Origin of the sequence: Paraburkholderia sp. RL17-380-BIE-A (assembly GCF_046028085.1) — a bacterium.
Taxonomy (GTDB): Bacteria; Pseudomonadota; Gammaproteobacteria; order Burkholderiales; family Burkholderiaceae; genus Paraburkholderia.
Genome location: NZ_JARESQ010000016.1, coordinates 111,344 through 125,330, shown reverse-complemented (window position 1 = coordinate 125,330; position 13,987 = coordinate 111,344). Strand labels below are relative to the sequence as shown.

The following is a 13,987-nucleotide window of genomic DNA, read 5'->3' as shown; positions in this document are numbered from 1 at the left end:
CGGGTCAGGCGGCGTCGATCATGTGATCGGCGGCGGAGAGCGGGCGGCGCGCGGTCTGGTTCGGTGAGCGTTGCTCCGGCGCACCGTGCGGCGTATGACCCGGTAGAGCGGGCCCCATGCGCATGAGCTTGAGCATGTAGTAGATACCGGTGCCGAACACGAGGAAGTAGACGACCACGAAGGCCATCAGCGAAATGCCGACCTGCTGCGTGGTCAGCGGCGACACAGCCTGCGAGGTGCGCATCACGCCGTACACCACCCACGGCTGACGTCCCGCTTCGGTCGTGACCCAGCCGGCCAGCAGCGTGATGAAGCCGGTCGGCCCCATCGCCACGGCCACGCGCTGGAACCACTTCGATTCGAACAGGCGCTCACGGCGGCGCAGCACCCACGCGGCGACCGACATCAGGATCATCAGCACGCCGAGGCCCGCCATGATGCGGAAGCTCCAGAACACCACCGTCGAGTTCGGCCGGTCTTGCGGCGGGAATTCCTTGAGGCCGCGAATCTCGCCGTCCCAGCTATGCGTAAGGATCAGGCTGCCCAGGTGCGGAATCGACACGGCGTAGCGCGTGGTTTCCGCCTGCATGTCGGGAATGCCGAACAGGTTCAGCGCGGTGCCGCCTTTTTCGGTGTCCCACAGACCTTCGATCGCCGCGATCTTGGCCGGCTGATATTCGCGGGTGTTCAAACCATGCTGATCGCCGACGAAAGCCTGGATCGGCGTGAGAATCAGCAGCAGCCACAGCGCCATCGAGAACATCTTCTTGACGGCAGGATCGCGCCGGCCGCGCAGCAGATGCCACGCGCCCACCGCCGCCACTACCAGCGCCGCGACGATGAACGCCGCGAGCGCCATATGCGCGAGCCGGTACGGGAACGACGGATTGAACACGATCTTGAACCAGTCGAGCGGCACGACGCGGCCGTTCACGACTTCGAAGCCTTGCGGCGTTTGCATCCAGCTATTGGAGGCGAGAATCCAGAAGGTCGAGATCAGCGTGCCGATCGCCACCATCAGCGTGGCGCCGAAGTGGGCGCGCGGGCTCACGCGCTGCCAGCCGAACAGCATGATGCCGAGGAAGCCCGCTTCGAGGAAGAACGCCGTCATGACCTCGTACATGAGAAGCGGTCCGGTGACGGGGCCGGCGAAACTGGAGAAGCCCGACCAGTTGGTGCCGAACTGATAGCTCATCACGACGCCGGAGACGACGCCCATGCCGAAGGCGACCGCGAAGATCTTCGACCAGAACAGGCAAAGATCTTTGTAGTACGCCTTGCCGGTTTTCAGCCAGCGCCACTCGAGGACGGCAATGAAACTGGCGAGACCGATGCTGAGCGCCGGAAAAACGATGTGGAAGGAGACAGTGAACGCAAACTGGATGCGGGCGAGATCAAATGCCGATAAAGCGGAGTTCATGAGCGTGAAGTGCGTGATGACCGCGGGGGCGGACTACGCGCGTCGACCGGTGTCGGTGCGCACTGCGCTGGGCAGATGACGCAAGCGTAGGGGATCGACGAAAACTTTGCTGCGGTGCGGTGTGCGTCAAAAAACCACGTTGTTTTATGACGATTTTCTTTTTGAGACGCCAAACCGTTGATGGATATCAAGTTTTCCTGAATGCCCTCTTGCCATGACCGGCGCGCGACGCTGCGCAACTGCGGCAATCGACCGCGCTGCAACAGCGTCGCAGGAAGAGGGTTGCGCATAGGGAACCGCAGGCCGCCATACTTGCTCAAGTGTCCGCGCTCGCGTTTCGAATCGCCGAGACAGTCGGCTGTCCGCCGCGCGTCACGCTGAAGAATTTGCCGCTGAAAACGCACTTCAAGTTATACGATGTCACATAAATGAGTTGAAGCTAGACGTTTGTTTATCCAAGGAAATTTGCTGGAAGATCAAATCGAATAAGGGTAAGTGCCTAATTGAAATCCGGTTCGCCATCGCGGATAGTACGTTATCGTACAACTATCGCTAAATCGGCAAGCGGTTCATCCGGTGACCGGGCGATTGCGGTACCCCGAGTTCGATCGCGCAAGGCGCAGTAAAGGAACCCTATGAAGAAGATTGCTCTCAGTGGAGCCGGTGGCCAGCTAGGCTCGGTGGTACGCGCCGCGTTGATCGCGCGCGGCACGCCGTTGCGCTCGGCCGCGGGCTCGAAAGCCCTCGTGCCGCTCGTGGAAGGCGAGGACGTGATGCACGGCGACCTGCGCGACCCGGCAGTCGTGGACCGGCTGCTGGCGGGTGTCGATGTGCTGATCCATTTCGCGGGTACGAGCGTGGAGCGGCCGCTGCCGGAGATCATCGAGAACAATCTGCGCGGGCTGGTCGAAGTCTATGAAGGTGCGCGCCGCCAGGGTGTGCGGCGTATCGTGTTCGCGAGTTCGAATCACGCCATCGGCATGTATCCCGTCACCGAACATCTCAGCCTCGACTGCGAGCTGCGCCCGGACGGTTTCTACGGTCTGAGCAAGGTGTGGGGCGAAGCGCTGGCCAGAATGTACTGGGACAAGCACGGTATCGAGAGTGTGTGCGTGCGCATCGGCAGCTGCCTCGAGCGGCCCACCGAGCCCCGGCATCTGAGCACCTGGTTCGGGCATCGCGATCTGCTGCATTTCCTCGACCGCTGTGTCGAGGCCGAGGACGTGGGTTTCCTGACCATCTGGGGTGTGTCGGCCAACACGCGAAGCTGGTGGGACAACAGCGCCGCCGCACGTCTGGGCTATCAGCCGACGCAAAACGCCGAAACCTACGCCGAAGAAATTCTTGCACGGCCGAATCCACTCGACGCGCTGGGCCAGCGTTTCCAGGGCGGCAGCTTTGTGGGTATCGACTATTCGCGCGATGATGCGGGCCCGGACGGCTCGGCCCATCCCGCAACGCGGCGCGTTTGAGCCGACGAGGATTACGAGGAGACGCAGCAATGAAAATCAAGGGCATCCGCTGGTGGATGGTCAGCCTGGTCGCGGCCGGGCTCATCATCAATTACCTCGCGCGCAATACGCTCTCAGTGGCGGCGCCGACGTTGATGAAGGACCTCCACATCACCACCGAGCAGTATTCGCACGTGGTCGTGGCGTGGCAACTTTGCTATGCCTTCATGCAGCCGGTCGCCGGCTTTGTGCTCGATACCGTTGGCACCAAGATCGGCTTTGCGGTGTTCGCGCTGGCCTGGTCGCTGGCGTGCGCCGCGGCGGCGTGGTCGACGGGCTGGCGCAGCCTCGCGTTCTTCCGCGGCCTGCTCGGCATTGCGGAAGCGGCCGGCATTCCTGCCGGCGTCAAGGCGACGAGCGAGTGGTTCCCCGCCAAGGAGCGTTCGGTGGCGATCGGCTGGTTCAACATCGGCTCGTCGATCGGCGCGCTGCTGGCGCCGCCGCTGGTGGTCTGGGCGTTGTTGCGCGGAGAGTGGCAACTTGCGTTCGTGATCGTCGGCGTTGCCGGCATTGTCTGGAGCGTGCTATGGATGGCGCTCTACAAGCATCCGCGCAAGCAGAAGCTGTTGGGCGACGCCGAGCGCGACTACATTCTCAGCGGCCAGGAAGCGAAGCACAGCGACGCCGGCGCCGCCAGGCGCAGCTGGTTCGCCATGCTCGGCAGCCGCGACTTCTGGGCGATCGGCATTCCGCGCATTCTTTCCGAACCGGCCTGGCAGACCTTCAACGCGTGGATTCCGCTGTACATGATGACCGAACGTCACATGAACCTGAAGGAAGTCGCGCTGTATGCGTGGATGCCGTTTCTGGCCGCGGATATCGGCTGCGTGCTGGGCGGCTATCTCAGTCCGCTGTTTCACAAGTACGCGAAGGTGTCGCTGTTCACGTCGCGCAAGATGGTGTTCGTGGTCGGCGCGCTGTGCATGATCGGGCCGGCCTGCGTCGGTCTGGTGGCGAGTCCTTATGTGGCGGTGGCGCTGCTGTGCGTCGGCGGGTTTGCGCATCAGACCTTGTCGGGCGCGCTTTACGCGATCACGTCCGATATGTTCGGCAAGAATGAAGTCGCCACCGCGACCGGCATGGGCGGCATGGCGGGCTATCTGGGTGCTGCGGCGTTCACGGCGCTGTTCGGCGTGCTGGTGACGCAGGTCGGCTACAGCCCGCTGTTCGTCGTGCTGGCGGTGTTCGACATCATCGCGGCCGCTGTGGTGTGCCTGCTGGCGAAGAGTGCCGACAAGACGCCCGAGCCGCGCTGGACGCCGGTGAGCGCGGTCGCGAAGTGATTCTGGCCATGTTGGGATGACTAACACCCGGCGCTGATCGAGCGCGCCGGTCAATAGAAAAATGGCGGCGCTTTCTGGCGCCGCCATTTTTGCTTGTGCTCACTGCGTTTCTTCAACGTTCACGGCTGGACGACGCTCGCGCTTCGCCCAGCCGTTCAACCCTCTACCGCTCAGCGTTTATCGACGACCGTCGTGTTGTATGTCGTCGCGCCGATCACCACGTTGTTCAACGTAATGCCGTTGACGTTGTACGCGTAGATCGGCCCGGGCGTCGTTGCGCTAGCGGGTCCGGCCGAGACCGCCGTACCCAGATTGCAGTTCGAGATCGTCACGCCGGTGATCGGCGGAATGGTCGGTGTCGGCGCCGCGCCGTTGTAGTCGAACGCGACAGGCCCTTGAGCGACGATCGCCTGGAAGCACGAGCCGGTCACGCCGCCCACCGTCACGTTGCTCGCCGTCACGTTCGAAATGTTCACGTTCTGCACGATTGCCGGACGGATGCGAATCGCGTCGTTGGCCGGTTGATAGTCGCAGTCGAACGTGATCAGCCCGCCCTGTGCCGCCGACGGATTGGCGGCAGTCGCCGTCACGACGCCGAGCGGCACCGTGGCATTGATCGGGCTGCCGCTCAGCAACGCGCTGCCGTAGCCGCCGCCCTTGAGGCTGACGCCGTTGGGCAGCGTGACCGTATCGACGTAGAAGTTCTTCACGAAGCCGCCGCGATTCATGTTCGTCTTGATACGAATCGCGATGTTCAGCGGGTTGGTAGCCCAATTCTGGTTCAGCATCTTCAGATTGCGCGCATAGATGTTCTGCACGCCGCCGCCCATTTCACTGCCGAGCGTGATGCCGCCGTGGCCGCTATTCATCGTGCAGTTCTGGATCACGTGATTCTGCGCGGGACCGTATTGCGTATCGAGATCCTTGCCCGACTTGATCGCGATGCAGTCGTCGCCGGTGTTGAACGTCACGCTGTCGCAGAGCACGTTGTTGCACGCGTCCGGGTCGAAGCCGTCGTTATTCGGGCCAATGCTGTTGGTCGTCACGCCGCGAATCACGACGTTCTTGCAATCGGTCGGATGATGCTGCCAGAACGGTGTGTTGTTGGTGGTGTAGTTCTCCATCAACACATTCGTGCAGCCGAGGAACTCGACCATGCATGGACGCAGATAGTGGCCGACGCCGAACACGCGCTGCGCGATCGGCACGCCTGCCTCCGAGAGGGCTGGCAGATAGTTCTGGTCCTCCTGCCAGGGTGTCGTGGGGCTGGTCAGTTGCGCGTAGAGCGCGTCGGAAATGCCGGGTGCGGCAGTTTTCAGGTCGACGTTCTTCGGATTGAGATAGGCCTGCGACGGTGTCGACGAATTCACGCACCCGTACGCACCGTTCGATCCCTTGAAGGTCCACCAGCACGTCGCGGTGTTGCCGCTGCCGGCGAACGGCGTCATGGCCTGTCCGTTGAGCACCGAGCTCGCGTCTTCGCCGGTCAGTGCAATGTTGGTCTGGTTGCGCGCGTAGACGGGGGAGCCGTAATTCAGGCAGTCGTTCGCCTGCCAGCGGCTATAGAACAGGTTGCCGTTGGCGCCGCAGGCGACCGGGCCGTCCTTCGCGTAGTCCGCCGGGTTCGGGCTGAAGTAGATCGTGCAATTCGCGCTGAGGTGGAAGTTCACGTTGCTGAGCAGGACGATCGGTCCGGCGCAATACCACGTACCGGCCGGCACGACCACGCGTCCGCCGCCGGCGGCGTTGCAGGCCTGGATGGCGGCGAGAAAGGCAGGACGGGAGTCGAACGAAGCAGCGGCGTTGGTGAGATTCGAACCCGGACTCGCAACGGACGCCGAGCCGGTGTACGGATTGGTCGCGGCGGCGACGGCGCACGGCGCGGCACCGTATTGCGTGACGACGAAGTCGCGTGCCGGGAACATCGACTGGGTAATGCCCTGCAAGGACGCGATGATCTGTGTCGCGGCGCCCGAGGTGCCCCAGATCGGATCCTGTACGACAGGCGGCGTGGTCGTGCCGCCGTTGACCGAGCCGCCGCAGGCGGATAGGCCGCCGAGCAGGGTCGCGCCCGCGGACGCTCCCGCCAGCACGATAAAGGCACGGCGAGCGGGCGAATTCGGTTCGGTCCGGCCGGGCGTTCCTGATATCGCACGCTTGCCGCTGTTTTTATCGATGATTGCCACGGTTGTCTCCTTGCCCTTTGCGGGCGTTGTTAAAAGTCGTTGCTATTCGGGTGGATACGACTTGTCGAAGGCGTTGTGTTAACGTAAGGTATCCTTAATATTCGTAAGAAAATTTTCCTGGTGGGAAATGGCGCAGCTTTGCTGACGCGTAGCGAAAAAGAAAGCGAACGCACGCATGCGCCGCTGCGGCTTGCCTATTTGCATAAGGCAAGCGCAGCGGCGCCTGAAAGACAGACGTGCGGTTTAGGCCGGTTTTTGCCCGATCTCGTGATTGGCGAGGATTTCGAGCGCGCGCACCATCGCCGAGTGATCCCATGCCTTGCCGCCATGCGCGACGCAGGCATTGAACAGCGCCTGGCAGGTAGCGGTATTCGGCAGCGACACGCCCAGCGATTGCGCGGTCGAGAGCGCGAGGTTCAGATCCTTCTGGTGCAGTTCGATGCGAAAGCCCGGGTCGAAGGTGCGCTTGGTCATGCGCTCGCCGTGCACTTCGAGAATGCGCGAGGACGCGAAACCGCCCATCAGCGCTTCACGCACGCGCGCCGGATCGACGCCGGCTTTGGACGCGAGCAGCAGCGCTTCGCCGACAGCCTCGATCGTCGCGGCAACGATCACCTGGTTGGCCACCTTGCACACCTGACCCGCGCCGACGCCGCCGATCAGCGTAACGTTCTTGCCCATCATGTCGAAAAGCGGCTTGACGCTCTCGAAGGTCGCCGATTCGCCGCCCACCATGATGGTCAGCGAACCGGCCTTGGCGCCGACTTCGCCGCCGGACACCGGCGCATCCATATAGTCCGCCCCGTGCTCGCGCACGCGCGCCGCGAACTCGCGCGTGGCCATCGGCGAAATGGAGCTCATGTCGACGACGGTTTGCCCCGCGCGCAGCGCGCCGGCGAGCCCCTGTTCGCCGAACAGTACGCGTTCCACATCGGGCGTATCCGGCACCATGATGAAAATCACGTCGGCATGCGCGGCGACAGCGGCCGGACTGTCGCACGCGACGGCGCCCGCCTGGATGAGATCGTCGGGCACGCCGCTGCGCGTGAACGCGGCCAGCGCGACGCCGTTCTTGAGAAGGTTGGCGGCCATGGGCTTGCCCATGATGCCGAGTCCGATAAAGCCTGCTTTTTGCATGGAATGCTCCGGAGATGTCGCGGCGGCTGGCTTACTGCTGGCCCGCCTGTTTCTGCATGAAGTGTTTTTGAACTGTCTGCGCGGCGCCTTTCAGCAGCCCCATGTCCGCGCACACCGCGACGACGCGGCAGCCCATCGCGATGTAGCGCTCCGCGTCGGCCTGGACCGGGGCGAGGATGCCGCTCGGCTTGCCCGCGGCGTGCGCGCGTTCGAACACGTGCGCGATGGCCTGCTGCACGTCGGGGTGACTCGGGTTGCCGATATGGCCATAGGCGGCCGCGAGGTCGGATGGTCCGACGAACACGGCGTCCACGCCGTCCACGGCGAGAATGTCGTCGATCGCTTCGACCGCTTTGCGGCTTTCGATCTGCACGATGACGCAGACGTTGTCGTTGGCAATGTCGAAGTAATCGGCCACGGTCGCATAGCGATTGCCGCGCTGGCTCACCGAGACGCCGCGAATGCCCTGCGGCGGGTAGCGTGTGGCGGCGACGGCGCGAGCCGCGTCTTCGGCGCTGTCGACGAACGGCACCAGGAAATTCGAGAAGCCGCTATCGAGCAGACGCTTGATGAACACGCTGTCGTTGGCCGGCGGCCGGACGACCGGCGCGCTCGCGCTGTCCTTGAGCGCCATCAGTTGGGGAATCAGCGTCAACACGTCGTTCGGCGCGTGCTCCGCATCCAGCAGCATCCAGTCGAAGCCGATCACGCCGAGCAGTTCGGTCACGATCGGACTGGCGAGCGACGCCCAGCAGCCGATCAGGGTTTCGCCGCCGCGCACCGCGCGGCGAAAACTATTAGGTAGGGGCTGGTAGGGCGTGACGGCAGGCATGGGCTGATTTCCTCGAACGACGATGGATCGGGCAAGCTGCGACGACGGCAAAACGATAGTTATAGGTCGTCGTATGTCTAGGTTTCAGATTAGCACCGACCTCGCCGGTTGTAACGGCCACGTAAACCCGAATTCCTTGCGGGGCAAGCGTTTCCGGTTGCGCGTGTACCCCGCAATGTTGTAGGATGACCTATATCTTAGGTCTTTATCCAAGGAAAGCGAAATGTCTATTACCGGCGAAATGCTGATCGGCCGCAAAACGGTGCGCGGCGAGGAAAAACCATTGCATGCGTTCAATCCTGCCACGGGATCGGACATCGCGGAGCCGGTTTTCGGCAGCGGCTCGGTTGCCCACGTCGGCGAGGCCTGTGAACTCGCGCGGCAGGCCTTCGATCCGTACCGCCAGTTGCCGCTCACGGTGCGCGCCGAATTTCTCGAGCGCATCGCCGACGGCATCACGGCATTGGGCGATGCGCTGATCGAGCGCGCGCAACAGGAGTCGGGCTTGCCCAAGGCGCGTCTCGAAGGCGAACGCGGCCGCACCACGGGGCAGCTCAAACTGTTTGCGCAAGTCGTGCGCGCCGGTCAGTGGCTCGCCGCCACGCTCGATTCGCCGCTGCCGGAGCGCAAGCCGTTGCCGCGTTCCGACCTGCGTATGCAAAAGATCCCGCTCGGCCCGGTCGCGGTGTTCGGCGCCAGCAATTTCCCGCTCGCGTTTTCGGTGGCCGGCGGCGACACGGCGGCGGCGCTCGCTGCCGGTTGTCCGGTAGTGGTGAAGGCGCACCGCGCTCACCTTGGCACCTCGGAGATGGTCGGCCGTGTGATCCAGCGTGTCGCGCAAGAGATGGATTTGCCTGAAGGCGTGTTCTCGCTGATCGTCGGCGCGGGGAATTCCGTTGGCGAAGCATTGGTCGCGCATCCGGCGATCAAGGCGGTCGGTTTCACCGGTTCGCGCGCGGGCGGCACCTCGCTGATGCGCGTGGCGGCGGCGCGTGCCGAACCGATTCCCGTCTATGCGGAAATGAGCAGCATCAATCCGGTGTTCCTTCTGCCGAACGCGCTGGCTCAGCGCGGCGAGAGCATTGCGCGCGGCTTCGTCGATTCGCTGGTGCTCGGCGCCGGTCAGTTCTGTACCAATCCGGGTCTCGCGATTGCCGTGGACAGCGACGCGCTCAAGGGCTTTGTCGCAACCGCGTCCGACGCACTGAGCGGCAAGCCCGCGCAAACCATGCTGACGTCCGGCATCCACGCTGCTTATGAAGAGGGCGAAGGCAAGCTGGCTGCGATCAAAGGCGTGGAAGCCGTGGCGCACGGCGTGGAAGCAAGCGGCCCGACGCAGGCTCGCGCGGCGTTGTTCGTAACCGATGCACAGACGTTCCTCGCCACGCCGGCGCTGGAAGACGAAGTGTTCGGCCCGGCCTCGACCATCGTGCGTTGCAAGGACGAGCAGGAGTTGCTGGCGGTCGCCGAGCATTTTGCCGGTCAGTTGACCGCCACGGTGCAGATGGATAGCGCCGACCTTCCGGCGGCAAGGAAGCTGGTGCCGATTCTCGAGCGCAAGGCCGGCCGGATTCTGGTCAACGGGTTCCCGACGGGCGTCGAGGTGTCGCACGCGATGGTGCACGGCGGCCCGTTCCCGGCCACGTCCGATAGCCGAGCGACTTCGGTCGGCACGACCTCGATCGAGCGCTTCCTGCGCCCGGTGTGCTACCAGGATTTCCCGGCCGATCTGTTGCCCGAGGCGCTGACCGACAGCAACCCGCTGAACCTGTGGCGCCGCCGCGATGGCGAGATCACGCGCAGCTGAGTGCCGGGTGAGCCGCGATCAGTGATCGCGTGAAATGAAAAATGGCCGGGGTCAGTTCGATCCCCGGCCATTTCTCTTTGCGTTCGCGGCGACTGTCTGCGCCATGACTTCGCGGCGACGAAGCGGATCAGCTATTCGCCTCGGCGGCTTCGTTCGCACGCCGCAAGCGCTCGCGGCTGTTGGACAGATGCATGCGCATGGCCGCGCGCGCACCTTCCGCGTCATGCCGCGTGATCGCTTCGAGAATGCTTTCGTGTTCCAGGTTCACGAGCGACAGATACGCGTCCGGTTCCGCGCGCGCAATGCCCGCCGAATCGAGCCGGTTACGCGGAATCAGCGCGCTGCCCATTTGCGTGAGGATGTCGACGAAATAACGGTTGCCGGTCGCGCGCGCCACCGAAATATGAAATTGCAGATCGGCGTCGACGCTATCCAGCCCGTTGTGGCGCGTGGCTTCGATCGCGTCGAGCGCGGTGCGCATGCGCGCGAGGTCATCCGGCTTGGCGCGCTGGGCGGCGAGCCCCGCGCATTCCGTTTCGAGGCTGATGCGCAATTCCAGGATCGACAACACGTCGCGCAAGGTGGTGGCGGGCACCATGTCGATACCCAGTTTTTCGCGCTGCGGCTCCAGCACGAAACTGCCGATGCCATGCCGCGTCTCGATGATCTTGCCTGCCTGCAAGCGCGAAATCGCTTCACGAATGACGGTGCGGCTCACGCTCAGCGTGACCATGAGCTGTGACTCGGTCGGCAGCTTGTCACCGGGTTTCAGGGCGTTGGAGGCAATCTGCTCGGTGACGTAGCTGACGACGAACTCGGCAAGATTACGAGCGCGTCGTGGCGGTGCTGCGGATGCCAGTGGTGTAGCCATCGAAAACGCCCCTTGAATCAGATAGTTGCGAACACTTCATGCGTTTCATTATACCGTCGTCTGACGACTGATTATATAGAGGCCGAATCATTTTGCGTGGCGACGCCCGGCGTGGCATCGGCACGCCGTCCGGCGCGTCTCGCGCTGCGGCGGCGTCTGTTTCAGCGCCGCAGGGAAGTACGATAACCCCGCCGCTAACCGCATCGATAACCGCACCGATAAGCGCCGCATCTTTAGCGCGGACGCAACTCGACCCGTTTGATGTCTTTCACGATCACGAGATAGCTGAACACCGTGAGCAGGGCGTTGATGCCGACGAACACCAGCGCGCCGTTGAACGACCCGGTCTTCGCCACGAGATAGCCGATCACGATCGGCGTGACGATGCCGGCCACGTTGCCGAACATATTGAAGATCGCGCCGGACAGGCCGAGCGCTTCCTTCGGCGACGTGTCGGCGACCACGGCCCAGCCGAGCGCGCCGATGCCTTTGCCGAAGAACGCAAGCGACATGAGGGCGACGACGACCCAGTCGGTCGACACATAGTTGCAGCCGATGATGCACACCGACAGCAGCATGCCGCCGACGATCGGCACCTTGCGCGCGATCGTGAGCGAATGGCCGCGCCGGATCAGCCCGTCGGACAGGATGCCGCCGAGCACGCCGCCGGAGAATCCGCAGATCGCGGGCAGCGAAGCCACGAGGCCCGCTTGCAGGATCGTCATGCCGCGCGCCTGCACGAGGTAGATCGGAAACCAGGTGAGGAAGAAGTAGGTCAGCACGTTGATGCAGTACTGCGCGAGATAGACGCCGAGCAGCATGCGATTGCCCAGCAGTTGGCGAACCAGATGCCAGCCGCCGGTATTTTCGATGCTGTCGGCGGCGCGGGCTTTCTTCTGCCCGTTGATCACGCCGCCGCCCTGTTCGATGTACTCCAGTTCGGCGCGCGACACACGCGGGTGGTCGGCGGGGTTCTTCATCATTTTCAGCCAGGTGAGCGCGAGCAGAAGTCCCGTCACGCCCATCACGACATACACCATGTGCCAGCCGAACGCGTGCGTGAGCCATGCCATCAGCGGCGTAAACACGACCGCGGCGAAATATTGCGCCGAATTGAAAATGGCCGACGCCGTGCCGCGTTCGTTGGTCGGGAACCAGCTCGCCACCACCTTGGCATTGGCCGGAAAAGCCGGCGATTCGGCCGCGCCCATCGCGAAGCGCAGCACGAACAGCGCGGTGACGGCCGCCGCTGCGCTGCCCAGCAAACCGATGGAGCTTTGCAGCAGTGTGAAGAGCGACCAGAAGAAAATGCTCGCGGCGTAGACGCGCCGCGCGCCGAAGCGATCCAGCAGCCAACCGGCCGGCAGTTGCGACAGCACGTAAGCCCAACTGAACGCGGAGAAGATGTAGCCCATGCGGATCGCGTCGAAGCCGAACTCGGCGCGCATGGCCGAGCCGGTGACCGAGAGCGTGGCGCGGTCCGCGTAGTTGAAGGTCGTGATCAGAAAGATCAGCAGCAGGATCGCGTAGCGAACTCGAGTGCGCTTCGCGATGTGGGCGGCACTCGCCGTGCGGCTCATTTCCATGGACATCTCCTGAAGTTCTTATGCTTGGGAGCAGGCTCCCGGGCGTCGCGGCGCAACGAGCCGCGGGCCTCGTCGATACTGGCGTGCGGTACAAAAACGCCCGGCGACGTTGCCGTCCCGGGCGCTCTTTGCGGTGCCGTGCGTGCGGCGATCGTTCGCACGGCCGCCGGGTGTTGTTTGCGTCTGATACGCCGGCCGGATTACTGCGGGCCGAGCGTCTTGATGAGCGCGTCCAGCCTGGCCATTTCTTCTTCCGTCAGATCGGTCAGCGGTGCGCGGACCGGACCGGCGCTGTGGCCGACCAGCTTCGCGCCCGCCTTGACGATGCTGACCGCGTAGCCTGCGCGGCGGTTGCGAATGGCCAGGTACGGCAAGAAGAACTCGTCGATCAGTTTGCCGACGGTCGCGTGATCGTCTGCAGCGATCGCGCGGTAGAAGTCCATCGCGGTCTTCGGAATGAAGTTGAACACCGCCGACGAATACACCGGCACGCCAAGCGCCTTGTACGCGGCGGCATAGACTTCCGCGGTCGGCAGGCCGCCGAGATACGAGAAGCGGTCGCCAAGGCGGCGGCGGATCGACACCATGTTCTCGATCTCGCCCACGCCGTCCTTGAAGCCGATCAGGTTCGGACAGCGCTCGGCCAGCCCTTCGAGCATATCGGCGTTAAGCTTGGAGTTCGCGCGGTTATAGATGATCACGCCCATGTTCGGCACGGACTTGCAGACTTCTTCCGCATGCGCGGCGATGCCTTCCTGGCAGGCTTCCGTCAGGTAATGCGGCATCAGCAGAATGCCGTTCGCGCCATGACGTTCGGCTTCCTGGGCGTAAGCGATCGCAACACGCGTCGGGCCGCCCGCGCCGGCAAGAATCGGCACCTTGCCTTTGCAGACTTCGGTGGCGGTGCGCACCACGTTCGAATAGTCGTTGTGTGTGAGCGAGAAGAATTCGCCCGTGCCGCCGGCCACGAACAGTGCCGACGCGCCGTAAGGAGCGAGCCATTCCAGGCGCTCGGCATACGTGTCGGCGCGGAAGTCACCGTGTTCGTCGAAGTCGGTAACGGGGAAGGACAGGAGGCCTTCGGAAACGATCTGCTTGAGTTCCTGCGGTGTCGTCATGATGAGTATCCAGAGCGTCGGAATAGTTCGCGGATGGTTCCGCGGAGGGTTCGATCAGTAGAAATGGAGATTTCTTATACGTCATCGTACAACAAGAATTTCGGTAACTCAACGGTCATTTCGCAGCATAATGCTTGTCCTAGGGTAAATACGGAACGTCTGCGCAATCTTTCATGTTGTAGGATGACGTATGAATAGTCGGCGCGACAGGCGTGCAGCGCCATAAGGATCGATGC

General features: G+C 63.4%; 10 protein-coding genes. 3 read left to right on the top strand and 7 right to left on the bottom strand.

Features of this window, described 5'->3' with window-relative positions; genetic code table 11:
* Nucleotides 1–4: 4 nt before the first annotated feature.
* Entirely contained in the window at nucleotides 5–1,420 is a 1,416-nt protein-coding gene (locus P0D68_RS25530; protein ID WP_408301398.1) for a cytochrome ubiquinol oxidase subunit I, read from the bottom strand.
* Nucleotides 1,421–2,055: 635 nt separating this feature from the next.
* Between P0D68_RS25530 and P0D68_RS25525 the strand changes: the two genes are divergently transcribed.
* Together P0D68_RS25525 and P0D68_RS25520 are read left to right on the top strand one after the other, a co-directional pair.
* Nucleotides 2,056–2,892 carry an NAD-dependent epimerase/dehydratase family protein gene (locus tag P0D68_RS25525; RefSeq protein ID WP_091802096.1) on the top strand — a complete coding sequence of 279 codons (837 nt, stop codon included), beginning with the start codon at nucleotides 2,056–2,058 and terminating at the stop codon, nucleotides 2,890–2,892.
* Between the two features lie 29 nt (nucleotides 2,893–2,921).
* A complete protein-coding gene (locus tag P0D68_RS25520) occupies nucleotides 2,922–4,214 on the top strand; it encodes an MFS transporter (RefSeq protein WP_091802094.1) in 1,293 nt (430 codons plus the stop codon).
* 170 nt (nucleotides 4,215–4,384) lie between these two features.
* Here P0D68_RS25520 and P0D68_RS25515 read toward each other — a convergent pair whose 3' ends face one another.
* The 3 genes from P0D68_RS25515 to garL all read right to left on the bottom strand — a co-directional run bounded on the left by P0D68_RS25515 (nucleotide 4,385) and on the right by garL (nucleotide 8,369).
* Entirely contained in the window at nucleotides 4,385–6,400 is a 2,016-nt protein-coding gene (locus P0D68_RS25515) for a glycoside hydrolase family 28 protein (protein WP_408301396.1), read from the bottom strand.
* A gap of 243 nt (nucleotides 6,401–6,643) precedes the next feature.
* Nucleotides 6,644–7,537: a 2-hydroxy-3-oxopropionate reductase gene (locus P0D68_RS25510; RefSeq protein WP_408301394.1), complete on the bottom strand. Its 894-nt coding sequence runs from the start codon at nucleotides 7,535–7,537 to the stop codon at nucleotides 6,644–6,646.
* A 31-nt stretch (nucleotides 7,538–7,568) separates the two neighbouring features.
* Nucleotides 7,569–8,369, bottom strand: coding sequence for a 2-dehydro-3-deoxyglucarate aldolase (gene garL, locus P0D68_RS25505; protein ID WP_408184920.1), 801 nt, complete (start codon nucleotides 8,367–8,369; stop codon nucleotides 7,569–7,571).
* A gap of 223 nt (nucleotides 8,370–8,592) precedes the next feature.
* On the opposite strand from garL, the gene P0D68_RS25500 reads away from it, so the two are divergent.
* The gene (locus P0D68_RS25500) at nucleotides 8,593–10,176 is read left to right on the top strand and encodes an aldehyde dehydrogenase (NADP(+)) (RefSeq protein WP_091802081.1); all 1,584 of its coding nucleotides are present in this window, start codon (nucleotides 8,593–8,595) and stop codon (nucleotides 10,174–10,176) included.
* A gap of 127 nt (nucleotides 10,177–10,303) precedes the next feature.
* On the opposite strand, the gene P0D68_RS25495 is transcribed toward P0D68_RS25500, so the two are convergent.
* The 3 genes from P0D68_RS25495 to kdgD all read right to left on the bottom strand — a co-directional run bounded on the left by P0D68_RS25495 (nucleotide 10,304) and on the right by kdgD (nucleotide 13,751).
* Nucleotides 10,304–11,047, bottom strand: a complete 744-nt coding sequence (locus P0D68_RS25495; protein WP_091802078.1) for a FadR/GntR family transcriptional regulator — start codon at nucleotides 11,045–11,047, stop codon at nucleotides 10,304–10,306.
* Nucleotides 11,048–11,280: 233 nt separating this feature from the next.
* Complete coding sequence (locus tag P0D68_RS25490; RefSeq protein WP_408301391.1) at nucleotides 11,281–12,633, bottom strand: MFS transporter; 1,353 nt, start codon at nucleotides 12,631–12,633, stop codon at nucleotides 11,281–11,283.
* Between the two features lie 200 nt (nucleotides 12,634–12,833).
* The gene (gene kdgD / locus P0D68_RS25485; RefSeq protein ID WP_091802071.1) at nucleotides 12,834–13,751 is read right to left on the bottom strand and encodes a 5-dehydro-4-deoxyglucarate dehydratase; all 918 of its coding nucleotides are present in this window, start codon (nucleotides 13,749–13,751) and stop codon (nucleotides 12,834–12,836) included.
* Nucleotides 13,752–13,987: the final 236 nt, after the last annotated feature.